The organism is Shewanella sp. 10N.286.52.C2, from assembly GCF_002874545.1.
Classification (GTDB): Bacteria; Pseudomonadota; Gammaproteobacteria; order Enterobacterales; family Shewanellaceae; genus Shewanella.
In genome coordinates, this window is sequence record NZ_MCTV01000002.1 from 97,314 (window position 1) to 123,745 (window position 26,432).

At 42.7% G+C, this 26,432-nt stretch carries 25 protein-coding genes and 1 tRNA gene; 8 read left to right on the forward strand and 18 right to left on the reverse strand.

Annotation, left to right across the window (positions count from 1 at the left end; translation table 11 throughout):
• Positions 1–215: 215 nt before the first annotated feature.
• The 14 genes from BCU94_RS01315 to BCU94_RS01380 all read right to left on the reverse strand — a co-directional run bounded on the left by BCU94_RS01315 (position 216) and on the right by BCU94_RS01380 (position 14,907).
• The gene (locus BCU94_RS01315; RefSeq protein WP_102475431.1) at positions 216–1,589 is read right to left on the reverse strand and encodes a flagellin; all 1,374 of its coding nucleotides are present in this window, start codon (positions 1,587–1,589) and stop codon (positions 216–218) included.
• Between the two features lie 280 nt (positions 1,590–1,869).
• Positions 1,870–3,075, reverse strand: coding sequence for a flagellar hook-associated protein FlgL (gene flgL, locus BCU94_RS01320; RefSeq protein ID WP_102475408.1), 1,206 nt, complete (start codon positions 3,073–3,075; stop codon positions 1,870–1,872).
• 11 nt (positions 3,076–3,086) lie between these two features.
• Positions 3,087–5,009: a flagellar hook-associated protein FlgK gene (gene flgK / locus BCU94_RS01325; RefSeq protein ID WP_102475409.1), complete on the reverse strand. Its 1,923-nt coding sequence runs from the start codon at positions 5,007–5,009 to the stop codon at positions 3,087–3,089.
• The gene (gene flgJ / locus BCU94_RS01330) at positions 5,009–6,145 is read right to left on the reverse strand and encodes a flagellar assembly peptidoglycan hydrolase FlgJ (protein WP_102475410.1); all 1,137 of its coding nucleotides are present in this window, start codon (positions 6,143–6,145) and stop codon (positions 5,009–5,011) included. The genes flgK and flgJ overlap by 1 nt, the downstream gene beginning before the upstream one ends.
• Positions 6,146–6,162: 17 nt before the next feature.
• On the reverse strand, positions 6,163–7,260 hold the full coding sequence (locus tag BCU94_RS01335) for a flagellar basal body P-ring protein FlgI (protein ID WP_102439329.1): 1,098 nt from the start codon (positions 7,258–7,260) through the stop codon (positions 6,163–6,165).
• A gap of 10 nt (positions 7,261–7,270) precedes the next feature.
• Entirely contained in the window at positions 7,271–7,945 is a 675-nt protein-coding gene (gene flgH, locus BCU94_RS01340) for a flagellar basal body L-ring protein FlgH (protein ID WP_102439334.1), read from the reverse strand.
• 24 nt (positions 7,946–7,969) lie between these two features.
• On the reverse strand, positions 7,970–8,758 hold the full coding sequence (gene flgG / locus BCU94_RS01345; protein WP_102439330.1) for a flagellar basal-body rod protein FlgG: 789 nt from the start codon (positions 8,756–8,758) through the stop codon (positions 7,970–7,972).
• 11 nt (positions 8,759–8,769) lie between these two features.
• Complete coding sequence (flgF, locus tag BCU94_RS01350) at positions 8,770–9,513, reverse strand: flagellar basal-body rod protein FlgF (RefSeq protein ID WP_076540191.1); 744 nt, start codon at positions 9,511–9,513, stop codon at positions 8,770–8,772.
• 269 nt (positions 9,514–9,782) lie between these two features.
• Positions 9,783–11,147: a flagellar hook protein FlgE gene (gene flgE, locus BCU94_RS01355; RefSeq protein WP_102439331.1), complete on the reverse strand. Its 1,365-nt coding sequence runs from the start codon at positions 11,145–11,147 to the stop codon at positions 9,783–9,785.
• A 75-nt stretch (positions 11,148–11,222) separates the two neighbouring features.
• Complete coding sequence (gene flgD / locus BCU94_RS01360; protein WP_102439332.1) at positions 11,223–12,020, reverse strand: flagellar hook assembly protein FlgD; 798 nt, start codon at positions 12,018–12,020, stop codon at positions 11,223–11,225.
• A gap of 24 nt (positions 12,021–12,044) precedes the next feature.
• Entirely contained in the window at positions 12,045–12,461 is a 417-nt protein-coding gene (flgC, locus tag BCU94_RS01365; RefSeq protein WP_102439333.1) for a flagellar basal body rod protein FlgC, read from the reverse strand.
• A gap of 2 nt (positions 12,462–12,463) precedes the next feature.
• Complete coding sequence (flgB, locus tag BCU94_RS01370) at positions 12,464–12,862, reverse strand: flagellar basal body rod protein FlgB (RefSeq protein ID WP_076540181.1); 399 nt, start codon at positions 12,860–12,862, stop codon at positions 12,464–12,466.
• A 143-nt stretch (positions 12,863–13,005) separates the two neighbouring features.
• On the reverse strand, positions 13,006–13,845 hold the full coding sequence (locus tag BCU94_RS01375) for a protein-glutamate O-methyltransferase CheR (protein ID WP_102475411.1): 840 nt from the start codon (positions 13,843–13,845) through the stop codon (positions 13,006–13,008).
• Between the two features lie 141 nt (positions 13,846–13,986).
• A complete protein-coding gene (locus BCU94_RS01380; RefSeq protein WP_102440676.1) occupies positions 13,987–14,907 on the reverse strand; it encodes a chemotaxis protein CheV in 921 nt (306 codons plus the stop codon).
• A 319-nt stretch (positions 14,908–15,226) separates the two neighbouring features.
• Here BCU94_RS01380 and flgA point away from each other — a divergent pair, with 319 nt between their 5' ends.
• From flgA to BCU94_RS01395, 3 genes are all read left to right on the forward strand, one after another.
• Positions 15,227–15,934, forward strand: coding sequence for a flagellar basal body P-ring formation chaperone FlgA (gene flgA, locus BCU94_RS01385; RefSeq protein WP_102440677.1), 708 nt, complete (start codon positions 15,227–15,229; stop codon positions 15,932–15,934).
• 72 nt (positions 15,935–16,006) lie between these two features.
• On the forward strand, positions 16,007–16,339 hold the full coding sequence (gene flgM / locus BCU94_RS01390; protein WP_102440678.1) for a flagellar biosynthesis anti-sigma factor FlgM: 333 nt from the start codon (positions 16,007–16,009) through the stop codon (positions 16,337–16,339).
• A gap of 74 nt (positions 16,340–16,413) precedes the next feature.
• Positions 16,414–16,839, forward strand: coding sequence for a flagellar protein FlgN (locus BCU94_RS01395; RefSeq protein WP_102440679.1), 426 nt, complete (start codon positions 16,414–16,416; stop codon positions 16,837–16,839).
• Between the two features lie 137 nt (positions 16,840–16,976).
• Here BCU94_RS01395 and BCU94_RS01400 read toward each other — a convergent pair whose 3' ends face one another.
• Positions 16,977–17,432, reverse strand: coding sequence for an LPP20 family lipoprotein (locus tag BCU94_RS01400; RefSeq protein ID WP_102475412.1), 456 nt, complete (start codon positions 17,430–17,432; stop codon positions 16,977–16,979).
• The gene (locus tag BCU94_RS01405; protein WP_102440681.1) at positions 17,429–18,133 is read right to left on the reverse strand and encodes a FlgO family outer membrane protein; all 705 of its coding nucleotides are present in this window, start codon (positions 18,131–18,133) and stop codon (positions 17,429–17,431) included. Before BCU94_RS01405 ends, BCU94_RS01400 begins: the two co-directional genes overlap by 4 nt.
• Before the next feature lie 272 nt (positions 18,134–18,405).
• Here BCU94_RS01405 and BCU94_RS01410 point away from each other — a divergent pair, with 272 nt between their 5' ends.
• The 3 genes from BCU94_RS01410 (at position 18,406) to BCU94_RS01420 (ending at position 20,270) form a co-directional block, all read left to right on the forward strand.
• Positions 18,406–19,596 (forward strand): flagellar assembly protein T N-terminal domain-containing protein, encoded by a 1,191-nt coding sequence (locus BCU94_RS01410; protein WP_102475413.1) that lies wholly within the window; start codon positions 18,406–18,408, stop codon positions 19,594–19,596.
• 56 nt (positions 19,597–19,652) lie between these two features.
• A tRNA-Arg gene (locus tag BCU94_RS01415) sits at positions 19,653–19,728 on the forward strand.
• Positions 19,729–19,937: 209 nt separating this feature from the next.
• On the forward strand, positions 19,938–20,270 hold the full coding sequence (locus BCU94_RS01420; protein WP_102438708.1) for a YegP family protein: 333 nt from the start codon (positions 19,938–19,940) through the stop codon (positions 20,268–20,270).
• A gap of 106 nt (positions 20,271–20,376) precedes the next feature.
• On the opposite strand, the gene BCU94_RS01425 is transcribed toward BCU94_RS01420, so the two are convergent.
• Positions 20,377–20,961, reverse strand: coding sequence for a protein disulfide oxidoreductase (locus BCU94_RS01425; protein WP_102475414.1), 585 nt, complete (start codon positions 20,959–20,961; stop codon positions 20,377–20,379).
• A gap of 468 nt (positions 20,962–21,429) precedes the next feature.
• On the opposite strand from BCU94_RS01425, the gene BCU94_RS01430 reads away from it, so the two are divergent.
• On the forward strand, positions 21,430–22,842 hold the full coding sequence (locus tag BCU94_RS01430) for an endonuclease/exonuclease/phosphatase family protein (RefSeq protein WP_102475432.1): 1,413 nt from the start codon (positions 21,430–21,432) through the stop codon (positions 22,840–22,842).
• A gap of 137 nt (positions 22,843–22,979) precedes the next feature.
• On the opposite strand, the gene BCU94_RS01435 is transcribed toward BCU94_RS01430, so the two are convergent.
• A complete protein-coding gene (locus tag BCU94_RS01435) occupies positions 22,980–23,642 on the reverse strand; it encodes a glutathione S-transferase (RefSeq protein WP_102475415.1) in 663 nt (220 codons plus the stop codon).
• Between the two features lie 125 nt (positions 23,643–23,767).
• Between BCU94_RS01435 and BCU94_RS01440 the strand changes: the two genes are divergently transcribed.
• Complete coding sequence (locus BCU94_RS01440) at positions 23,768–26,077, forward strand: peptidase U32 family protein (protein ID WP_102475416.1); 2,310 nt, start codon at positions 23,768–23,770, stop codon at positions 26,075–26,077.
• Positions 26,078–26,432 lie beyond the last annotated feature (355 nt).

Here is a 26,432-nt window from a genome sequence, read left to right on the forward strand (position 1 = left end):
TAGCAAAAAATTAAAACTTTTTATTAAATTCAATTAAAAAAGGCGATTTAACGCGCAATAAACTCGCTTAAACGACTATTTTAGCAACAGCATTTAAAAAGCTTAAATGCAAAAAAGCAGCCTATAAAGGCTGCTTTGATTTTAAGCTCAGCAAATTAATTAAAGCGATTACACTGCGCTTATAGTTATTCCTTAACTCGCTAGCTAAATAGTTATTAACCTAGCAATGACAAGGCAGTTTGTGGCAACTGGTTGGCTTGCGACAACATAGCTGATGAGGTTTGTGACAGAATCTGCTGCTTAGTTAACTGCGCCGTTTCTGAGGCAAAATCCACATCTTGAATGCGACTGCGGGCATCAGTCACGTTAGCTTGAATGTTGCTTAAGTTATTAATGGTAAAGTTCATGCGGTTTTGCACCGCACCTAAGTCTGCGCGTTGTGAATCAATGCCTGCTATCGCGCCATCAATAATCGCCAATGCATCTTGAGCACCGTCCGCTGAACTGATATCAACTGAATTCACAGATGTAAGAGAAGATGATGCTGAGCTAATTAACTCACCCACATCAGCTGTACCATCGTCAGCAACTGTAAAGCTCTCTTTTGATGATAAATGTAGCTCAGATGAAACAGATACTGCAGCAGCACCTGCTGCTTTACCACCAAGTTCAACAGCACCGGCCGTATTACCCGTAATCTCGATACCTTCTACACCCGTTGTTTTCAAATTAATCGCACCCGCATCATTAACAGACGCTTCAAAACCATCTTTTGATAAATCTGCAGCAAGGCTCTCCATATCACCACCATAAGTGGCTAAATCATATTTCTTACCGCCAATTTCAAGGTCGCCATCACTGGCAGAGTCAAGCTTATCAATAGTAGTTTCAAGTCTTGCTTCAGCTGTCACACCAGTATTTGCAGCGTTAATCTCATCAGCAACAGTAGCTGCTCCGGCTGCACTTATAGCAACTGACGTTCCATTAATTGACAAGCTGCCATTCGTAGCTTTTTTTGTTGATAATGCCGTTCCATCTGCAACACCAAAACTAGTACCTGCACCCTTAGCTTCGTTAATACCGATATCGTCTGCACCAGTCGCTTTTAGCGATACCGAAATGGTTTCATTAGCATTTGAGCCTACTTGGAATGCTTGAGTACCATAGGAGCCATCAATTAACTTTTGACCACCAAACGTGGTGGTGTCTGAAATACGGGTTAACTCTGACTGCAAAGCCCCAAGCTCTTTTTGCATAGCGCCGCGATCTTCTGCAGAGTTTGAACCGTTAGCAGATTGCAGTGATAAGTCACGCATACGTTGCAAGATATTGGTGGATTCTTGCATCGCGCCTTCAGCCGTTTGCGCAATTGAGATACCGTCATTGGCATTACGCATTGCCACCCCGATACCATTGATTTGGCTGGTCATACGGTTTGAAATTTGCAGGCCTGCTGCATCATCTTTAGCGCTGTTAATGCGCAGGCCAGATGATAAACGCTCCATTGAGGTTTGCAAGTTGCCATTAGCGCCATTTAAACTGTTTTGCGCTTTCATTGCGGTGACGTTGGTATTAACTGAAATAGCCATGATACTTTCCTTTTTTAGTAGCATTGCCAAGGCTAAGCGCTTGGCTAAACTTGTTAATAAAGTTATTGACCCAGCCGCTCTATCCATATTATTTCGCGGCTGAAAACGGTTGACTCAATAACCTTTAAACAAAATTAAATGAATAAATTAACATTAAACGTTGTTGTTAGTTTTTGGGTACTTGATATTCATATAAGGCTTTATTGATATAAGGCAATTGCTTATATCAGCCTAAAAATACAGTTTCCCAATGACTGACATTGCAGTTTCATCGCGCTTGTTAGATGTAATCAAACAAGCTCGTTGAACCTACCTTGCTAAAAACACTTGATACGGCATTAAGTGCTAACTGCTGTTTTTCAAACTCAATAATGGCTTCGGCATAATCTAAATCTTCTAACATCGATAAGGCTGATGCGTTGATCACCTTCTCGTCGGTGTGATTCGATTTGTACTGGTCCATTACTTTTAAGCTGTTGCCAACCTCACCGCGCTTAGCGCTCATTTGATTGACACCACTATCGATATTATTCAACAACTGTGCCAACTCCGCTTTACCTTGTGGGGTTTGTATCTTGTCGCCACTTTGCAGCAAGCTAATTGCCTGGCTAAAACTGTCTAAAATACTGATCTCAGCCATAGGCTCAAGGGTAAAACTGTCGCCCGCCATCGGCTCGCCATCTAGCTTTACTTCCATGCCATTTATCTTAATTGGCATTGAACTATCAAAATCTGCCACTGTTGTCAGTACGTTATTGGCGCTGTCTCTGACTTCAACATCCACCCCACCTGCACCATTGTCGATAAAAGCAAACTGATAAGTATCTGCAATATGTGCTGCACTATCGGTAATTTTGGCGCTATCGACGCTAAACTCACCTTGCTGGCCTGCCATATAATTGGCGCTATAATCGCCCATGGCATTGAGCGCGTTCATAAAAACAGCATCACCGGGCATATTGGTGTCAGTCAGCACCCCTGAGGCAATAATGCTTTCGCGGGTGCCTGAGTCGCCGTTGTAAATAATTTGACCATTGGCATCAAACTCAAATGGTGCGCTGCCAGTTTTATTGCCAGCAAATAAGTAATTGCCTGACTCATCTTTTTTGTTGGCAATGGCAAGCATTTGATCGAGCGTTTTTTGCATTTCATCGGCAATAGTTTGCCGCTCGTTGTCGGTCATGCTGCCGTTTGAGCCACGCAATAATTGCTCTTTCATGCTGCCAGCTAAATTATCTAAATCCCCCAGTAAGGTTTCTGTTTGATTAAGGTGGTTTTCACCGTAATCAATATTTCTTAAATACTGATCAACTAAGTTATTTTGCTGGTTTAACTTATCGATACCAATGGCGGCCACAGGGTCGTCTCCGGCGGTATTAATTTTTTTACCTGTGGCTAATTGCAGGAGGGTTTTGCTGGTTTCAGATTGGCCTTTTGCTATGCTGTAGCTGTTTTGCTGAAACATTTGCGCAGTAGAAATTCGCATAATTAATTCTCCTAGCGAACTGAGCTAAGTAATGAGTCAAACATCTGCTGGGCAGTTGTCATGATGCGAGCTGAAGCTTGATACGATTGCTGAAAGCGCATTAAATTGGCCGCTTCTTCATCTAAATTTACCCCAGACTCACTTTGCACTCGGTTATAGGCTTGCTGATACATGGCATCATTTGAGGCCAAGCTCACCGCTGCAGCTTGCGTTTTGCTGCCGATATCCAGTTTGGTGCCTTCAAACACCCCGGTTAAGGTGGTTGAGCCATTATTCATAATGTTGGCATCGGCCAATTGCGCCATAGCAACCGCATTACTGTTGTCGCCTTCGGCAAAGGACAAATCAAAGCTATAGCTGTCAGTGACCCCTGCTGAAGATGAGTCGTTAATTTCAAAACTAAAACCAAAGCCGGTGTCAATTTGCGGCGGGGTAAACGGCGCTGATGGCCCAACGATAGTTCCGTTGGCATCCAGTACTTGAAAAGTATTTTTAGCGGTATCAATTTTGACGGTAAGCTCACTACCCGTTTCAGGGAAGCTGGCATGAGTTCGGTCAATGTCTGTGAGCTTTACACTGGTGTTACCTGAGTTGCCTGAGTCAGCTGAGATATTAGGCCCAGCTGCAGCTATGCCTCTTGGATCTGTCATTGCCACATTGAGCCCTGCTGCAGCGCCCGCATTAGGTCTAATTTCAAAACGGTCGCCATCAGCAAAACTGCCAGCATCAATTTCAATACTAAAACCATTGCCGCCTTCAAGCTGATTGCCATTAAGGGTTAGTGGCTCAACTTTGCCTGTTTGGGTGTCTTTAAGCTCATAGGTGTTTGGCGCAGTGAAAGATAATTCGTATGCGCTGCCGGTTAATTGGCCTACATCGTCAATATTAACTTTCAGGTTGGCGTCACCAGTGTTGGTACTGTAGGCACCGACTCGACCTGCGGCCATGCTGGGGTCGTTAATATCAGTAAAAATATTGCTGCCAATATTGCCGTCTAGGTCAAAACCATTTTGCTGCATTTGGTTAAAGGCATCTGCCACGCCTAAGGCCAGTTGCCCTAGCTCTTGAGAGGCTGGAATTAAGGTTTGATCACGAAAGTTAAATAACTCGCCTAATTGGCCACCTAATTTAGAGCCGTCAATCACTAACGTGCTATTACCGGTTGATGTGGTTAGCCTTGGCTCATTCGAAAAGGGATCGCCTGTAGTGGTGCCTACTTGCATCGCCACTTCACCGGACACTAGCATCACTGAGCCGCCGAGCATGACGCTTTTAGCGCCATTATCTAGCGGGATAACATTAACTTCAGAATATTCGCTTAGCTCTAAAATCAGCGCATCTTGTCGGTCTAATAATTGGCTGTCAGCCCCTGGCGACTTCATGATCTCGAGGTTGATGTTGGCAAGCTCAGTACTGATCTCATTAATGCGATCAGCAACCGCGCCGATTTGCGCATTGGTTTGCTTCATTTGCGAGTCAAGGTGGCTTTGCATTTGATTAAGGCTGTTAGCCACTTGCCCGGCAGAGCTAAGCATGTTGTTACGCATACCGAGATCTGTCGGTAAATCGCCAACATTATTAATGCTGGTAAAAAAGTCATTTAAACTGGCTGGCACCATGGCGCCAATTTGCGAGAACAGCTGATCCATTTCGTTCATTTTGCTGTAACGGGTTTCAGCACCACTCATGGAGGTTTGGCCAATGCGCAGCTCTCTTGCGGCATATTCGTTATAAACCCTTTTCACATCAGATACGTAAGTACCTGTACCATAAAAGCTACTACCGATTTGTTGGGACCCTAATGACGATTGCTCTGCAACTTGGCGGTGATAGCCCACGGTATTGGCATTGGCAATGTTATTACTGGTGACGCCCATTTGCGATTGGGCTGCCATAACACCTGAACGGGCAATGTTTAATAAATCGATAGCCATTAGTTAGTCTCTTTTGGTAATACGGACTTAAGTCCATTGGTTACTGACTCCATGACTTTCAACACTTTATTGGCGTATTGAGGATCAGTTGCGTAACCTGCTTGTTGTAGGGCATGAATAAATTTGGCGGGCTGTGCTGCCACTTTTTTGGCTTCTTGGTAGCGCTCGCCATTGGAGATGAATGACACAAAGTCATTAAAGCTTTGTTCAACGTTGTCGTACATTCTGAAGTCTGCTTGTTGTTTTACTGCCACCCCTTGCTCAAACTCTAAGGTGCTGACTGAGGTTTTATCGCCGTCCCAGCGTCTGTCGGCTTTGATATTAAACAAGTTGTTGCTGGCTGTGCCGTCATCACGACGGATCATTTTTTGACCCCAGCCAGTTTCTAATGCCGATTGCGCCAGTAATACTTCAGGGGTGGTGCCAAGCTGTTTCGCGGCCTTTTCAGCATGGGGATAAAGCACTGAGACAAAATGTTGCGGGCTGTCAAACTGATTCGGCGTTGGTGCCATCGATTGCGGCAAGCTATTGCCACTAGTGGCAACACGATCACCAGCCAAAACTTGATCTAATTCTTGGCTATCAATTATCGGCTTAGCCATTGCAGCGTTCGCAGTTGAGATATTAACAGTTGAGTGATCAGACATTGAGTGATTAGGCATTGTGTGGTTAAACATTGACTGATCAGCCTCTGAGCGCTCAGGGGCAGAATTTGCACTCACCACTGTGCTAAGAAAATCTACCGGCTTATTCGTAGAGTTAACTAATGACTGTGCACTGTTAGCGTCAATATTACCGCGCAGCACTGAGGCTGGGGTAAAACCGCTTTCTTGGGGAGAAAGTTGCTGCACCATCATGTCTGCGATGCCCAACATACCTTTGTTTGATAAATCCACCGACATTTGTTGATCGCGCATGTTTTCAAAAAATTCGGTGGTTTCACTGTTCATCGGGCTGTCTGATTTAAAGACTGCGTTAGCTTCACGCATACTTTTCATCAGCATTTGAATAAATATCCCTTCAAACTGTTTGGCGACTTCTTGTAATGCCGCCTTCTCGTCTTTCTGGGCCTTGGAACGTAATGAATCTAGTCCCCCTAGATCCAGATAGTTCGATGAATTTGACAGCTTTTCCATAGTCATACCGACAATTTTTAGATGATGATAAGCTCTCCATGCAAAGCGCCTGCCATCTTTAACGCTTCTAATATTGCCAGTACATCTGAAGGGGCAGCGCCCACCAAATTTACCGCTCTGACTAGCTCATCGAGCGAGGTGCCAGGGTCAAATAAAAACATTCGGCTATCGTCTTGGGCAACATCTATGGTGCTATCGGTTGTAACAACCGTTTGACCATCCGAAAACGGATTAGGTTGTGATACTTGGGTCGCTTCAGCAATGGTGACGGTTAAGCCACCATGGGTCACAGCTGCTGGCATTAAGCGTACATTTTGCCCCACCACTATGGTGCCCGTACGCGAATTGACTATCACTTTGGCTGACTCATCGGCCATATCAACTTGAATGTTTTCAAGGGTCGATAAAAATGACACTCTTTGGGATGCATCACGAGGCGCACTCACTTGCACCGAGGTAGCATCAAGCGCCCTTGCCATACCGGGGCCAAGCAAATCATTAATGGCTTGTTCCATGTTTTTGGCGGTTGAAAAATCTGCACGGCGCAAGTTAAAGGTGAGGTGATCGCCACTGGCAAAAGGTGACATCACGCTGCGCTCCACAATAGCGCCGCTAGGAATACGCCCAACGGTAGGAGTATTTTGTATCACCCGTGAACCGTCTTGACCTTCTGCGCTAAAGCCACTGACCACCAAGGTTCCTTGGGCAATGGCGTAAACATTACCATCAACCCCTTTTAAGAAGGTTTGCAGCAAGGTGCCGCCACGTAAGCTTTTTGCTTCACCAATACTTGATACCGTGATGTCAAGATTTTGACCGGGCTTAATAAAGGCAGGCATTTCTGCATGCACGGCTACCACAGCGGCATTTTTGGTTTTAGGGTTAACATTATCGGCTAAATTAATGCCGAAGTTTTTTAGCATGGTTCTAAAGGTTTGTTCGGTATAACGGGTTTTTTCACCTGTGCCGGGTAACCCCACCACTAAGCCATAACCAATTAATTGGTTACTTCGTACCCCTTGGACATTGGCAATATCTTTAATGCGCTGGGCTTGAATTGGCTGTGACAGCAACACCATGCTGAGCAATAATAAAATGAGGGATTTGATTTTCATGGTTAACTCCTTAGAAAGGCCACCATTGGCCCATAAAGAAGGAGCTTAACCAACCCACTTTTTGGACATCGGCAAAAGTGCCGGTACCGCTATATTGAATCCGCGCATTGGCAACACGGGTGGATTCAACGGTATTATCAGGAGTGATATCTTGACTACGTACCATGCCAGTAACGCGAATAAACTCATCACCATTATTAATTGAAATCCACTTTTCGCCGCGAATAACTAAATTGCCATTGTTAAGCACTTGCATGACATTGGCTGAGATGCTGCCGTCTAAACTGTTTGACTGATCGGCATCTGACTCACGCTTGGTATTCATGTCATCTGAATAACGAAAATCTAGCGGAATTCCTTTAATCGACAGATTGCTGCCACCGGCATAAACCGGATCGACGCTTAAATCAGAGCCTCTTTTAATTTCGTTATTGGCACTTTTCTTCGCTTGGGTCGACTCATTAAGCAATACGGTAATAATGTCACCCACTTTGTGGGCACGAATATCCGAGTACAAACTGGATGATTGATGATCCATGTAAATTGAACCCGTTGACACCATTTGGGTTGGCGGCGCTTCTGGGTAAACAGGCGCATAAAATGGATCATCGGCTATGGGTTTTTGCTGAGTTGAGCTGCAACCCAGCATCACAAATGCTGATGCTAAGACTAAAACCTTATTCATCATCCCCTCTCTTATCATCAAAGCTTATAAGTTCTGTGTTACGTAAGACATCATCTGATCAACAGCTGATATCACTTTCGAGTTCATTTCGTAATTACGTTGACTTTGGATCAAGTTAACCAGTTCTTCAGTCACGTTAACGTTTGACGTTTCAAGCGCCCCTTGACGAATAGCCCCTAAACCATCCAATGAAGCCGTGCCCTGAATCGGCGTGCCACTGGCACCGGTTTCGGTGTAAAGGTTTTGCCCTAGTGGGTCTAACCCTGATGGATTAATAAAGTCGCTCATGGCTAACTGACCAATGACGGTATTTTCTGTAGCACCTGAAAGTTTCACTGAAACTTCACCTTCAGATGACACTGTGATTGAAGTGGCATCATCAGGAATGGTGATGGCAGGCTGGATGACATAACCCGAACCTGGGGTCACAATTTGGCCATTTTCATCTAGGCTAAATTGGCCGTTACGGGTATAAGCTGCGGTGCCATCTGGCATTTCAACTTCAAAAAAGCCTGGACCTTCAATCATTAGATCTAAGGCATTGTCTGTGGTTAACATATTGCCTTGGGTAAACATCTTTTGCGTGGCAACCACTTTGGTACCCGCACCGAGGTTTAAGCCATTAGGTAGTTTGGTGTTATCAGCACTGACGCCGCCCGCTTGGTTAACGGTTTGATAAAGCAAATCTTCAAACACTGCGCGGCTTTTTTTATAGCCAATGGTACTGGCGTTGGCCACGTTGTTAGAAATAACCGAAATGTCGGTTTGTTGGGCATCTAGGCCGGTTTTACTGATCCATAAAGCAGGATGCATAATAATTACTCCTAACTAATTCTCATTAAAGCTGACGAGGCGCGATCAAGATCTTCGGCGTTTTTCATCATCTTCACTTGCATTTCGTATTGGCGCTGAATATCAATTAGCGCCACCATTTCAGATACCGCATTGACATTACTGCCTTCAACTGCGCCACTTTCAACTTGAACATTGGGATCATTAGGGATGTTTTGCCCTGTGGTTAAACGAAACAAGCCATCCTCACCGCGCATCATGTCGGCGTTGTTGGGGTTAACCAATTTAATCCGCGCGACCTCTTCGACTATGTCGGCTGTGGCGCCTTGAGGTCTAACAGAGATAATACCGTCAGGGGAGATTTGCACTTTTTCAACCGGCAGTGGCAGCACAATTGGCCCAGCCTCCCCCATAATCGGATTGCCACGCGCATTAGTGAGTAAGCCGGTAGTGTCAAAATTTAGACTGCCTGAACGGGTATAGGCTTCACCGCCATCAGCTGCTTGCACAGCTATCCAGCCTTTATCTTTAACGGCAATATCTAAATCACGACCTGTGGTTTTAAGTGGGCCTGAGTCAAAGTTATGCCCGGGGCTTTCTGTCATTGCAAAAACACGAGTCGGTAAACCTTCGCCAAAAGCTTGCATAGAGCGTGCTTGAACCAAATCAGCTCTAAAGCCGTCAGTATTCACATTAGCTAAATTGTTGGCTCGCACCGCCAAAGCATTCATATTCTGCTTAGCGCCGCTCATGGCAACATAAAGTAATTTGTCCATTTACCGCTCCGTCAAACTTTCTTCATAACAAAAGATATACACAGAACTAGCAATCAACGTGCCAAAAAATTAAGGGTTTGAGTTTTAGATGAAATTTGCAGTTATAAACAGCGGGGAAATTTACAAGATAAGCAATATTGGGCAGGTTAATGGCTGTAGTAACGAGGTGAAGAATGAGGTGAACAATAAGGCAAAGAGTTGCCATGGCGGCAACTCTTTACTAAAGCGCGAGATTACTAAAGCGCGAGATTACTAAAGCGCGAGATTAATTAGCGGATCTGCAATACCGTTTGGTTAAGGGTATTGTTCACTTCAAGGGTACGTGAGTTGGCTTGGAAGTTACGTTGAGCTGAAATCAAATCCACCAGCTCGGTGGTTAAATCAACATTTGATTGCTCAAGTGCTGACGAGCGAATACTACCAAAAGTGCCGCTATTGGCCTCACCTGCTAGTGCTGGGCCTGAGTCTAAGCTGGCTTTCCAAGAGGTATTACCTACTTGAGTTAAGCCTTGCTCATTAGAAAAGCGTACTAATGCTACCCGAGCTAATGGCACGGTTGAACCGTTACTGTAACTGGCTGTTACTAAACCGTCATCGCCGACACCGACATTGGTTAAGCGCCCGACTGTGGTGCCATCTTGGGTTAACTCTGTCACTTCAAACGGTGAGGCGTATTGAGTAGGATTATTAAAATCGATGTTCACCTTTTGGGAGCCGTCAGCGCCGGTGCCGATAACACCTGCGCCATTACTACCTAGTTCAACCGTAGACACTACCGCTGGATCAGATCCTGTATAAGTTCCGGCATCATTAAATGTAAGTACTGAGCCTTTCCAGCCGGATGCGTTTTCAGCGGTACCAGTTGAATCAGCAATACCATCACCAGTAGTATCTGTTGGGAATGAACCACCCGTTGGCGCATCAATATCCACTTGCTTGCCATCAACAGCATAAAAGGCAACCCAGTTATTCTCACCAGTATGGGAACCACCTTCTGGTTTAACAAAATAAGTGGTCAAGATATGAGCCTCACCAAGTGAATCATAAATCGTTACTGAGGTTGAGTTATTGTAAGTATCTGCGTCATCTGGATCAAAGTTTGCGGGATCAAGTTCTTCATCACCAACATTGAGGTTCATTTGAAAACCAACGTTACCGGTTTTCACTGGGCTACCTGCAGTATCGGGGATTTTAATCGGTTGGGTGGTGGTTAAACTCACTGAAGTCGAATTACCATCAGCATCCACAGGGAAACCCTGTAAATAGTTACCGGCTGAATCTGTCATAAAACTTTCTGAGTTTACTTTAAATGCACCAGCACGGGTGAATGCATGATCTTGGCTGCCCGCTTCAGATGAAGTAACAAAGAAACCACCGCCACTAATAGCCATATCTAAGGAGTTGTTGGTAAACAGTAAGCTACCTTGCTGAAACTGTTGCGCTACGTGAGTTGTGGTTGCGCCGCCGCCCACTGCGGTATTACCATTTGAAAAAATTGAATTAGCATAAACATCGGCAAATTCAGCGCGAGACTCTTTAAAACCAATGGTATTGACGTTGGCAATGTTATTAGCCGTGGTGTTGAGATCTTTTTGAGCAGCTGCGATACCACTCAATGCAATATTAAACGACATAAATCACCTCTTAGCGCTTTAAATTAGGTTCTGTGTGGCTGCCAGATTTCTGGCAGCTTATTATTGTTTGTGTTATTAACTTTCTGCCACTGCCAGTACATCAGACAATTGAATACCACCTAGGCCTCTGAGGTTAAGGATCGGACCGCTGGCGACACTGCCTAAAGACACACTAGTGACATGGGCATAAGTTGAAACCGCTAAATCTTCGGCGTTGCCATCAACTTTACCGTTAGCTTTAATGGCATACATGCCTTCTTCTACGGGTTCGCCATCTTTATCAAGGCCATCCCAGCTGACATCAATGTTGCCGCCTGCAGAGCCATCAACCTCAAAGGTTTTAATCACTTGGCCTGACTCGTCTTCAATGGTGACGGTAATGGTATCGATTGGCTGTGGCGTACTAATGACACCGTTAATGACTGGGTTTTCTTCTGAGACATGGCCAATATCTGATGGAATGAGCACCTTTTGCCCCACTAAGCCCGAGGCTTGTAATGCCTGACTTGAGCTCATCACACTGTTCAAATTCAAAATTTCAGCATTTAAGTTGGCAATACCATCAACGGTCGCGAAGGACGCCATTTGTGCGATCATCTGATCGTTTTCAACAGGTTTAAACGGGTCCTGCATTGACAGCTGTTGACTCAAAAGCGCAAAGAAATCCGATTGGGTTAGCTCTTGGCTTTTAGCTTCACCAGTTTCGGTGGTGCTAGCTGATTGCGCAGCAGTTAGGCTATCTAAAAAGCTACTGTCTGATACCTGTGTAGTTTGTGAGTTTGTCGCCACTGAATTAGTGGAGACGGTGGAAGCCGTGGTAGACGTCTGCAACTGCGGTAATGACTGACTACTGTAAGGATTAACGAGGCTCATTGTTTACCTCCAACTAAATTCATATTACTTACCCATACGAAGCGTTTGCTGCAACATTGATTTGGCGGCATCAGCCACTTGAACATTCATTTGATATGACCGAGAAGCAGAAATCATATCGGCCATTTCTTCCATCACATTGACATTGGGTTTATAAATAAACCCATCGTTATCAGCCATTGGATGATTAGGTGAGAATTCTTTTAATAACGGTTTATCGCTTTCTACAACGCCTTTAACACTGACACTATGAGAACTATTTTGCTGATGACTGGCTTTGGCCATTTCAGCCTCAAAAATAGGATGACGAGCTCTATAGGTCTCACCGACACTGCTTGATACTGTGTTGGCATTAGCAATATTACTGGCGGTGGTATTTAAGCGCACCGATTGCGCAGACATACCCGAGCCTGACACATTAAAAATATTAAAAAGACTCATAATTAATCACCTCTAATGGCTTTACGCATGCCAGAAAACTTACTTTCAAGAAAGCCCAGTGACATTTGATATTCCAAAGAGTTTTGCATAAATGCAGATTGCTCTTCTTGCATATCCACCGTATTACCGTCACCTGTGTCTGGCTGATTTGGCACCCGAAACTGCACATGCTCTTGGCTTAACGCTTTAAGGTCAAAGTGCTTGTCAGTTGTTTGACTCATTTGCAGCCCTTGCTGATGAGAGCGGGCGCTATTCATGGCAGAGGCAAAGTCTACATCACGGGCTTTGTAACCCGGGGTATTGGCATTGGCGATATTACTAGATAGCACTTCAGCCCTTTGAGCACGTATGCCCAACGAGTATTGATGTACCCCTAAACCATTTTCAAAATTAATCGCCATAAAATTGCCTCCATCAGCTAACTGTCACTAACAAAGCAAACCTTATGCCAAAATATTGCGGTTTTAAGATGAGAAAGGATAAAAATGAAAAATGCCGACGTAAGTCGGCATTTTATTAACTAAAAACATATTAATTCATAAACTTACAATATATTTTTCTTTTGATAGTAAATCCCTGGGTTACAACGCACCATCGTAAATTCATCAGATAAGCCTGAGATAGATTCTGACGCCCCTAAAAATAAAATCCCATTGGGATTAAGGGCGGCAGCAAATTGCCGCAAAATTTTAGCTTTTGCCTCTGGAGAAAAATAAATCAACACATTACGACAAAAGATAATATCGAACTTACCCAATAAGCTATAACTTTCAAGCAGGTTATGACTTCTAAAATTCACTAACCGCTGAACATTATCTTTCACTTTCATATGACCTGACGGCATTGGATCAAAAAATTGTCGCTTTCGCTCATCTGATAGCCCACGGGCTAAGGCTAAGCTGTCATATTCGGCCTTTTTACAACGCGCTAGCATTGAAGGTGATAAATCGGTGGCTTGGATCGTCGCGCTACCAGGCAATCCCCCCGGCTTACGCTGCTGATACTCTAAAATAGTCATTGCCAATGAATAGGGCTCCTGCCCTGACGAGCAAGCGGCTGACCATATTTTTAACGGCCGACCTAAGCGGCTATATTCAGGTAATAAAGCATCATGAAGTAATTCAAACGGGTATTTGTCTCTAAACCACAGAGTTTCATTTGTGGTCATCGCGTCAATCACTTCCGCCCGTAAATGCCGCTCCATTGGCTTCATTGAGCGCTTAACCACTTCCGATAATGAGGGCAAATCATGCTTGCCCATTAAAGGCGCTAAGCGACTTTTTACTAAATATTGCTTGTTGTCACCTAATACAATGCCACTGTGTTGCTCTAAAAAAAGCTTAAACTGATTATATTCTGCTTCAGCAAGTGATTTGTTCGGCACTTTTACATCCTATTTTAAAGAGGCGCTTTACATTGTTTGCAATCTAAAGCCGCCGCTTTGTTTGGTTACCGAGCGCTTGGTAACAAACGTGAAATCTACAACCTATGGTGAATCATCAGCCCTAGGTTTTCGATTGAATTATTATAAAATGAGATGTTTGTTGACCGCTGACGCTAACTCATCGGGATTAAACTTAGCGATAAAGTCGTTTGCGCCGACCTTTTCAACCATGGCCTGATTAAACACGCCACTTAATGAAGTATGCAGCACCACTTTAATATCTTTAAGTTTTGGATCGTCGCGAATTTCCGCCGTTAAGGTATAGCCATCCATTTCTGGCATTTCAATGTCTGAAATAATCAGTGGAATTTCATCGGCAACATTATCCATCTCAGTGGCAATCGCTTTTAATTTCTCTAAGGCATCTTTACCATCAATAGCGGTGTCAATTTGCAGGTTCAATGACGATAATGAACGGATAATTTGCTTACGAGCAACTGCAGAGTCATCAATCACCATAATATGGTAATGCTGCTCTTTATCAATGGTAATAGCATCACTGGCAGCTTGGCTTAATTCCGTTTTTACTGGTGATATTTCATCAAGAATTTTTTCAACATCTAAAATCTCAACCAATTCACCTTCGATTTCGGTTACTGCAGTTAAATAAGAGTTGCGCCCAGCCCCTTGTGGCGGTGGCATAATTGATTCCCAATTCATATTAATAATGCGCTCTACTGAGCTAACCAAAAAGCCCTGAATACTGCGGTTATACTCAGCAATAATGATGAAGCAATTTTCAGTCGATGCCAACGGACGGCCACCGGTTGCCGCACTTAAATCAATCACTGAAATAGTCGAGCCCCGAATGTGAGCAATACCTTTAATCATTGGGCTTAAACGGGGTAACTTTGTCAGTGGCGGACACTGTAATACTTCTTTTACTTTAAAAACGTTGATACCGAAACGTTGGCGACCATTAAGTTTAAAAAGCAGTAACTCCAGTCTATTTTGGCCTACCAGTTGGGTACGTTTATTAACTGAATCAAGAATGCTCGACATAACCCTGCCTTGTTTTATGAATGCTTTCCCTAGTGGGATTTATTATTAGAGTTCACTGTTAATCAGTGTTTTAAAGCGACAGTAAAACCATTTTCGCAAATTGTAACACAGTAATTTATGCCCATTTGCTGATTTAGCGCTTAAATTTAGCTATAGGCATAGTTTTTGCTTGATTGTGGTCACATCGCATTTAAGCGACGATTTCAATGAAAAAAGTCAAACTTCTGACAAAGATAACATTGAGAATGTTTAGCCTTATCATTGCTAATTAAAATTGAAGTTTAGAGGTAACCTGGCCAATCAAGCTAGTTAGAATATTATGAAGAAAAACATTCTACTATTGATCATTATTTTTTTATCTTTACCGGTTAACGCCAGTGAAGATGCCACCATAACTTACTCTCTATCGACCATTACTGAATTAGCTAAAGAGGTAGTAGCAAAAAAAATTGCTAAAAAGCCCAATGCGGTGATCAACATTAGCCCGCAAAATCTTGATGGCCGATTAACACCGCCAAGATGTTTGCCACCCATTAGTGTTGAAATGGCCAGTGACCGCGAAATTAGCCGCACCAACACAGTCAAAATTAGCTGTATCAGCCCTGACTATGACTACCCATGGCAAATGTTTATCTCGGTTAAAGTTGAGGTTATGTATCCAGTGGTGACAGCATTGGGAATTATTGAAAAAGGTGAGTTAATCACAGCAGATAATGTGGCAATTAACTATGTTGACCAACACAGTATCCGCGGGCAGTTTTTTTCTGAGATCTCACAATTACTCGGTACCCGCTCAAAAAGGCGTGTGTCAGCTAAAGCGCCTTTGCTAAACAATAATTTATGCTTTGTTTGCAAAGGAGATTCGGTATCTATTTATGCTAAAACAAACGCATTTGAAATAAAAACTGCCGGAGAAGCACTAAGAGATGGTAATATTGGCGATGCTATTAGAGTCAGAAATAGCAATTCTAACAGGCGATTAGATGTCATTGTCACAGGCGTTGGCGAAGTTGAAGTTAGAATGTAAAATATTCTAAAGTTTTTTCTGACAAGGCCGATAACCTGTTTGGAAAACCCTAACATTACGCTGGAGCCTCACATGGCAATTGATATTAACCATCTAAAAACAGCTTCTCATGCTCAGTTGCGCACCAATCGCGACGCAGGAGCAACAACGCAAACAGCTGACTCAGCGGCTAAGACCACGGCTGCCCCAGTAAAAACGGATTCGGTCAGTATTACTGCACAAGCGCAGCAGCTGCAGGGAGTGCAGAGTAATATGGCATCTTTACCAGAAGTTGACCAAAGCAAAGTTGATGCAATTAAATTAGCAATTTCAGAAGGTCGCTACAAAGTCGATCCTGAAAAGTTAGCTGCTAACATTGCTAGCTTTGAAGCTGATCTTGACGGATTAAATTTCGACCAAGAGTAACCTCATCGTTACTCTTGATATTATCGGCCACACATTACTTAACGGGTAATGTGGGTTTTAATAAAGAGTAACTTATGACTGAATTACTACAGCTGTTATCTTTTCAGCACGACACCTTGTCGTCGCTGAAATTACTTGTATCTGAAGAAAAATTAGCCCTTACTGAACGTGACGCAGATAAACTACTGTCACTGGCAAAAGACAAGGTTGACTGCCTAAACAACCTCAAACTTAATGATGAAAAGTTAGCCTCTCACCCAGAAAAAGCATTATTAAACGCTGAGCCAGAACTCATTGTTAAAGTCGAAGAAGCCAAAGCGATTCTAGACGAGTGCAAGGCCATCAATAGTCAAAATGCCAGCTTAATTGAGCTTAATATAGCCAGCCTTAATCGCTTCTCTCAAGCGCTGCAAATGAGCCGTAATGCATCAAGCCTGACCTATAATGACAAAGGCCGAACTTCAACGATTTCCTCTTTAGGGCAAAACCTTAAAGCATAATCGAGGCGGTAATTAACTGCCCTGCGAGTTGCTAGATTGTGTTTTAAAAACCAAAAAACCGCTCAAAGAGCGGTTTTTTTTGTACTTCAGTTAAGTTAATTTAATTTAAATGACTGGATTTAAATAATTAAATTTAACTAAAAGTAAGTCACATGCTTAATCGTTCTAGGCCTATTTTGCTGCTGATATAGGCTCCATACCTGTGAAAAATCCAGTTCTAACTCAGTCACATACATATCACCAGCCGGATAGCTTTTGACCACTTTAGCGCCTTTAATCATGCCCGAGACACTGGCGGTAACGGTTTGCTTATTCAGCAACCAATCATCGACCTGGCTACTGGCATCAATCTGCTGGCCATACACTTGCTCAGCCAGTTCACGATAAGCGGCAATTTTAGACGCTTGCATCGCCATTAACACCTTGTGAGATTGCTCTGTTGCCGGTTGCGTTGTTAACGGCGCATAACCAATAGCGGTTAGTTTAGGAAATTGTTTAGGCGCCTCGGTTTCCCATTGCACATACTTGTCGTTTACCGCACACCCGGACAAGGTGAGTGCTGCTGTCAGGGCTGCAAACAGTATTGCCTTCATTGGTTATCTCCTAAAATAGTCACGCTTGCCATACCTGCATGCTCGTTTCGATACAAGATGCCGTCTTTTGAAATCACCTTATTGGCAGGTGTTAAATAGCCTGGCAGGCTGTGGGTTTTAACAAAGGTTTGTACCGCTGACACTACTCGATTATTGCTAGTATTGACAATTCTGGCATTGACCACCACACCCTCTGAGGTAGTGCCCATGGTGGCTACGACCACATGGGATACCGCTAAATCTGTGGCAAGCTGCTTCCAGTCGCGGCTTAAAATAAACTCACCCTCCGCAGTGGCGCGAAGTGAACTAGCCACATTCATATCAACAAGATTAAATTCATTGGCATGAAATGCAGTCAACATGCCTTGCTGCAATTGCTGCCCCAGCAAATTAGTTTGTCCGTAATCATCAAGCATGACAGGTGTGGTGATCAGCAGTGGTTGATCAGCTCGTAAGCTGTCGTTTTGTAGCACTAATTCATTGACAATTTTTTCCGCCAAGCGGTTAACCCCAGCTTTGGGCGCTATGCCTGACTGCTGAATATCGTAGTGAATAACATGATCCGTTTTGGGCTCAGACTCATACCAAAAATTCATCTCATAGCCTTCATTGACATAAGATAAATCATCATACTCTGTCGGTTGTGAGCCAGCACAAGCTGTCATCAACATCATGATTGGAAGTAAACCAATTCGGCGCATATTGCATTCCTGTATTTAACTCAAGCATTGCTATGGGCTAAGGCGTTTGAGGCCTAAAGGTTAAAAATGAATTCTAAAAACACTATCGGCAATCAGGATAAAAACTTTAGATAATTAATCCCTTTCAGCATTGGCTTAACGACTTATATATTGAAAACCAATAACAGGCACATTCTTTGCATTTATTCTCAAACAATCGCTCCTAGTACTTTAACGCCATAAACTTGGCACTGTATTAGTCGTTCATCGTTATCTTTAAGCAAGTGATTAATATGAAAATATGCAGTAAAACAACCCAGCGACTCTACTCCGCAGCCATATTGCTGTTTGTCAGTATCTTGAGTCTGCCGTTAAAAGCTGAAATTATTGAAGTAACAGGCCATGCGAATATCATTAATGGCAATGTAGATAAGGCGCGTGAAGTGGCGATCAGCCAAGCGCTAAGCTATGCCAGCATGCAAGCTGGGGTTGGTGTTAACGTTAATAGTCAATACATCTCGGGTCAGGGGCAGTTAAGCCAAGATGCATTTCAGTTTAGTCATATAGGACAAGACAATAATATTGAACTGGTATCTGAAATGCTCACCAGCACTGACATTACTGTATTACTAAGATTAGATCTTCAAGGCGACTCAGCTCAGCAATGCCGAGGTCAGCAATTAAGAGCGGCAATAATGGTGCCTCAGGCCAGTATTCAAGATCGCGCTCAATTACGTTATGGTCAGTTATTAAACTTTACTCAAGCACTATCACAACAGTATGGCGTGCTACTAAATAGTCACTCCCATAATAGCTTTGCCCGCATTCACGCCGATGAAGCACTAGATCACAGCAATGAGTTAATCAATTTTAAAGGTAATCGCATCCCAAGTTGGTTAGGCGAAATCACCGATAGCCAATATATCTTACAACCAGAAATCCTCGATATGTCAACCGAGCCCACCTCAGGATTAATATTTGGCTTATTTCACGGCTATCCACAAAGACAAATCAGCTTTAAGTTAACTTTGTATCACGCTATTAGCGGTGAAAAAGTCTGGAGTAAAGATTACTCAGCACAGGCGCAGTGGGAGTTTGAACGTGACGAAACCGTATCACCCACCACTAAACGTTTTTGGCGCTCAAGCTATGGCCAAACCGTTAACCAGCTTATGCAGCAAAGCACTGCTGACATTGATAATTTGCTTAATTGTCGCCCACTGCTGGGACAAATTGTGGCTAAACAAGGCAATAGAATAATTATTAACTTAGGCCGTAAGCACCATGTGAGAGCCGGTGATAGCTTTCAAATAGTGCTGCAACAAAACATCCCTGACAGAGTGAATTTAATGCGCGCCGTTGCCACACCAAACCGCGCAACAGTCACTATTGATCAAGTATCAGAAGAAAGTGCCACCGCAGTATTACAAGGCATAGACGCAACAGGGAATATTCAAATACAAGATATCGTGATTAAGATTTAAGCAACTAAATTTAAAGCCTTTTAATCAAGATTAAAACTTGTATAATTGCGCTTAGTCTCCCTATAGCTCAACAGGATAGAGCAGTCGCCTCCTAAGCGATCGATCAGGGTTCGAGTCCTTGTGGGGAGACCATATTTTTTATTGATCGTTCGCTATCCTTCGGATTTTCAGTTCAAGTTTGTAACGCTCAAGCACCTTCCATTTTATTGCTGAAACTCCAACTAAAGTTGCTACCGTTAAAGGTTCTTTTTACTAGACTTAATTTCATAAAACATATGTGCATACTATTTTTGGTATGCACTAACTATATGTACTACGAGCACTGTAATTAGGAGCGTGTTATGTCTGGATGGTTCGAGTTAAGCAAAGGCAATAATGGTCAGTTCAAGTTTGCATTAAAGGCTGGCAATGGCGAGGTGATACTGACCAGTGAGCTATATGCCGCTAAAAGTGGCGCTAATAATGGTATCGCCTCGGTGCAAGTCAATTCTCAAAGCGAAGATAAATTCACTAAAGAAACCGCTAAAAATGATAAGCCCTATTTCAACCTTAAAGCGGCTAATCATCAAATTATTGGTACCAGTCAGATGTATGCCAGTGTCGCATCACGAGATAATGGTATTCGTTCAGTGATGGATAATGGTAGCTCTACCACCATAAAAGATCTCTGTTAACTCGTTTTAAATATCATAATAAAAGCTCTCGAACCTTTTGCTTTGGGAGCTTTTACTATTTACAACCGATTAACTATCTACAACTGATTAGCTATCAACAACTAAATTATGCCAGCAGCATGCGCCACCACAGGCCCACTACGCTAGTCATCCCTGTTGTATAGGATGTGAGTTTACCTTTATTAAATACCATAATGGTTGGCGCGACTTGTACCGACCAGTCATTGCTGAGTTCACTTTGCTGATCGTTTATCACTTCAAAGCTATAGCCTTTATCATCAAGGTAAGCTTGTATTTCATGATTGTTGCCTGACGCCATTGCCACACTGATCACCGGATAATAAGCCGACATGGTTTCAACGGCTGGGCTTACTGTGCGGCATATTGGGCACCAGCTTCCCCAAAAATACACCAACACCGGCTTATCTTGGCTAATCGCCAATACATCGACCCTTTCACCTTTAAGGGTTACTCCCTGTAATTCAGGTAAGTTATCATGCTGAATGTCTTTGCCGCGCCATAAATCCATTAAACCCGTAATGACCATCACGAACACAATCAGTATGACGATTTGCTTTAACCAGCCGAAGATCTTTTTCCCTAAAGGCACTTTGTTACTAGCATCTGGCAACTCACTATCTAGCTGGCTCTGATGTTGTTGTTTGCTATCAGAAGAGAACAAGCGACTCATGATTTACCTCTTTATATGTTTTACAAAATAGGGAAATGACAGGCACTTGATGGTGCAACCTAAAAATCATTAATTAAATCGTTCGCGCTGCTGAATAAGCAGCCGGAAATTTACATTATTTATTGTCACATAAGCTAAAAAATATTAATTAGCAGCTCATTGGGTTTTAAAGTCAGCATCTAAAAGTGAAAGTAGTTTTCATTAAAGCGCTTTGTTTCGCTTATACGCTAGCATACTAAAAGCTAATGTCAGTATGTATCAGTTTAGTTACTGCTGATAAACCCCAACAAATACAACCAAACAAAAACACAATAACACCAAGCGCGAAACGTAACTTTAAAATAAAAAGCCCTGTGGCAACAAGCTAGTCACAGCTTCAATTTATACTTGTTAGCCAGCTTTTCAGGTGTTTAAAATGCCTTAGCTTCCAAAAAAAGGAGGCATATTTTTATAATAATGGGGTTTAAAATGAAAGTGTTAAAAACAGCGGCTGCCATGGCAGTGAGTGTGGCTTTACTTGCTGGTTGTAATGACGAAACCAATAATTACTACCCAGGCGAGCCAACACCTGAAACCACAGATGTTCGTATCGGTGCTTATAACTTATCTTTTGACAGAAGCACCTTCACAGATCTTGTCGCAGAGATGACGCTTACCGTTGCAGCACAAGATGAACTCATGGAGAAATGGTTTGCAGGCACACTTGCTAAAGATGAACTCGTTTTAGCTGAAAAAGTCATTCAAATCCGTAATGTTGCAGCCATCATCCAAACAGAACGTCCAGCGGTTTTATGGATGGGCGAGTTCAACAATGATGGCACAGCAGAAGACCAGCAAGCGATTCAAGGTTTCCGCTTAAACTACCTTTCAGTACCACAAAATGCCAATGGCTCTACAGCAGAAGAGTTCAAAGCGCTTGAGCCTATTCAATTTGGTTACTTTGAAAACTTCGCTACAAACACAGGTCTGCTTAGCGGTCACGATTTAAACCATGACGGTAAAGTGGCGCTACCTAATGACGCGTGGGGCTTCGGTGAATACCACGGTCAATATGCCTTCAGCTTATTGTCTCAGTACCCAATCGATACCGCAAACATCCGTACTTTCCAAGATTTTAAATGGAAAGACATGCCGGGTGAAACCAACCCAATCATTACTAACTGTGATGATGAAAAAAACCCCATTCCTGAAGGTCTGGCTTGTGGCGATGAGTGGTACAGTGCTGAAGCTTGGGCAGAAAGACCAATGTCATCTAAAAACCATGTTGATGCACCTATTATTATTCCTACAGCAGATGGCGATAAAGTGATTCACTTATTAATGTCTCATCCAACACCACCTGTTTTTGACACGCTGACGGATAACAATAAATCACTTAACCGCGCTGAGATTAAGTTCTGGGACGATTACACCTCTGGAGATGGTAGTTACATTTATGATGACGAAGGCGAAAAAGGTGGCCTTAAAGATGACGCCTCATTCGTTATCTTAGGTGATCTAAATGCCGATCCAGAAAGCGGTGACGGCTATTTAGATACCATTAAAGACTTAATGTATAGCGATCAAGTTAACCAACTTGCTACTCACGGAATTTACGCACCAAGTAGCTTAGGCGGACCAGAGTGTTTGTCTACCGGTGAATGTAAACCTGAAAACTGGGGCACTAAGTACCCTGACGTGGTAACCAGTACTTCAGGTTTACGCTTAGACCACGTTATCCCTTCAAGTGACTTGAATGTCACTGATTCAGGGGTGTTCTGGCCGGCGACATTTGAAGAAGGTCGTTTAATGATGAATGATGAGCGCGTTGGTGAATATGGCGGCGGTGGAAAGTCTGTTTCTTCTGATCACCGTTTAGTGTGGATTAACGTAGCGCTTTAATTAGCACTTATATTAGCTCAACTGGTTTAACATGAGTGCTTTAAGCACTTGTGTTAACTACAGATAAAGCCCGCATTTGCGGGCTTTTTGTTTTAACTTTTTGTTTTTAACTATGCGCTCAATAGCAGCTAAAAGTGTTAATCAGGAAATATTACATCTTGTCGGCTTTCAAGCCATAGAGGATATTTAGTCATCACTTTACTGAACATTTTACTTTGCAGATAAGCATTAAGCCATGCTCTTACATGTGGATATGGCGACTGCAAATACCATTGCCGCTCTACTCGGGCAAATTGCCTAATAAAAGGTAATAATGCGATATCAGCTAAACTCTCACGATCCGCAAACAAGAATTCATGCTCAGATAACAACTGCTCAAGTTGCTGTACGTAGACTTCACAGGCTTGACGACACTCTGTGAGATTAGATTCACTATAGCGTTTAGCACATTTGTAGTTTTCAAGGCACGACTTAAACTCACTGTCGAATCGATAGATCAATGCCAGTATGTTTTTGAATGTCTCTTCATCAGCGGCAAACAATAAATCGTCAGGATCATTTCGACTTAACGCCCACAACATCACTTCATAGCTTTCTTCAATAACTTGGCCTGTAGAAGTCACGATTACCGGTACGGTTCCCTTCGGCGAAGCCGTTAACATTTCAGCGGGTTTATCGCTCAAAACCAGATCTCGCAGTAAAATAGGCTGTTGTGACTTATAAATGGCAATTCTTGCACGCATGGCAAAGGGGCAGTTTCTTAAAGAATAGAGTACAGGTAAATCTATGATTTTATTCATTGTTATATGTTAATCCCAACTACATATATGCACACTGGCTAATTAATTATCTACTTTAACCATATTCATTAGTAAAATATACGGGTAACATCCCTGCATTAAAATTAACGGAGCAAGTCTAAAACATGAAACCTAAGATTGAATTATTAGCCCCTGGCGGTGATGTCGAGGCGATTAAAGCCGCAATTATTGCTGGTGCAGATGCTGTTTATTGCGGCTTAGATACCTTTAATGCTCGTAATCGCGCTGCTAATATTTCTTTTGACCAATTGGTTGGGATCATTCGACTTGCCCATCAGTACGACTGCGAAATCTTCTTAACCTTGAATATCGTTATTCTTGAGCAAGAATTTAAAACCTTAATGAAGTTACTTAATAAGTTGGTAAATACCACCTTAGACGGCGTTATTGTGCAAGATTTGGGCTTACTGTATGTACTGAGAAAACATTTTCCGACTTTAGCTATTCACGCTTCAACCCAGTTAACCACCCACAATGCAGGCCAAATCCCGTTTTTAAAGCATTTAGGCGCAGAGCGGGTGAACTTATCTCGTGAATTAAACCTACGTGAAATCACTACCCTTGCAGAAGTTGGCCGCGAGCATGACATGCTCCTTGAAGTGTTTGTCCATGGCTCATTATGTGTGGCGTTTTCAGGTTTATGTTACTCAACCTCAGCCAGCGCGGGTAACTCAGGTAACCGAGGCCGCTGTAGCCAAGCTTGTCGTGAAGAGTATGAAACCACTGAATCAGGTAATAATTTTCCGCTAAACATTAAAGATAACTCCGCCTTTTTTGACCTACCGGCGTTAATTGAAGCTGGAGTGTATTCATTTAAAGTTGAAGGCCGTATTAAAGGTGCCAGTTACGTACATACTGTGATTGATAGTTTCCGTAAGCAAATTGATGGCTATGTTGAAACAGGTGAATTGACCCAAGATGGCGAGCGCTTATATAAAGTATTTAACCGCGACTTTACCAACGCCTTTTTACGCGGCGATTTAAACCAATCAATGTTTATTGATAACCCACGGGATAACTCTAAAAATCATTTGGTTGACCAATTAAAAGCAGAAAAAGGTGAGTCGATTTCAGTGGTGCAAATCCACGATGCCCAGCAGCAATTGCAAATCGATAAGCAGCAAATTAATGCCTCTGTGGATGATAAAATTGCCCACTTAAGTATTGAGAAAATCAAGCTATCATTGGCCTTTGCCAGTGAACAAGGTCAGCCCTTAAGCCTGACTGTTACCACTGAACAAATGAGCAGTAAACTGGCCTCGGCAGAGCAGCAAACCTTAGTGCTGCATTCAAGCAGTAGTATGCTGCCAAGCGAAAAACTCAGTGTTGACCAAGAAGCCATTGAAAAGCGTTTTAAAAATATCAATAACGCCAATTATGAATTAATCAGCTTAGATTGCAGTGGTTTAGCAGATGGCTTAAGTATTCCATATCGCGAGATCACCACCCTTAAAAATCAGCTGTTAGCTTATTTAAACGATGGCATTGAAGTGATCCCAACGGTTGAGTTACCAAAACTTGAACGCCACCCTAAAGTGGCAGTAAAAGCTGACGCTGAAACAGCCCAGCCACAGTTATCTATTTTGATTTGTGATGAAGCGGATGTGGCACTAGCCCAAGCAACCGATGCTGATATTTATTTCAAACTGCCAGATGCCTATAAACGTGGCTGCACTAAATATGTGGAATTCTTCAAGCAAAACCCACGCTTAATTCCATGGTTCCCGCCAGTATTGATTGGTAAAGATTACGATGCAGCGCTTAATATTTTACAACAAGTAAAACCTGAGCTTATCGTAACTAACAATACAGGTATTGCTTATCACGCCCAAAAGCTAGGTGTTAAATGGATTGCTGGACCATTTTTAAATACCACCAACTCATACGCTTTATTAGCCTTAAAAGAAGGCTTTGATTGTAGCGGTGCGTTTATTTCAAATGAAATTAACCGCCAACAAATGAAGCAATTAGCCCGACCTAAAGACTTTAAAATGCTTTACAGCATTTATCATCCAATTTTGTTAATGGCCAGCAGACAATGCTTCTTCCAACAAAGTGTTGGCTGTGAAAAACCACGAATTGATAATGGTTGTATGTTGTCATGTGATAAATCCACCAGCATTAAAAACTTAAAAGGTGACTCTTTTGCCATTGATAAGCAAAAAGCAGGTTACCCAAGTATTTATAATCAAGACCAATTCTTGAACATGGATATCGTTGACGATTTAGCTGATTTATTTGACGGCTTCATGATTGATTTAACCAACATTGGGGCAGGCGATAGAGTCTCACCAGACAAGCTGGCATTGATAAAACAGTTTGAGCAATTGCTACAAGGCAATCAAAACGTTAAGTCAGAACTTGCCGCCATGGTGCCAGAGTCAACGGTTGATCAGTACATCAACGGTTTGTAATACCAACCCGCTGATTTATTGATAACACAGTAACAAAGCCCTGATGTAGCTCGCGACATCAGGGCTTTTTTGTCTTCACAATATGATTTTTGGGGATAGGTAAGGTATTTAAAATCAGCAACTAATGCTAAAAAAATCCAAATATTACCACGTTAAATGTAACAATTTGAATCGCGCGTTGAATGTTATCAAAATATTTAAACGCTTGTTTTAATAGCTGCTTTTAATACACCTTAAATCCCTTCTCGATTTTAGCGTCGTAACTTACGGAATTTACACTGTTATTATTTGTTGCTTAAATTGCATTTACCTTAAAGTGAGGTCAGAATCACACCACCCAAGTTTACTTGATCTT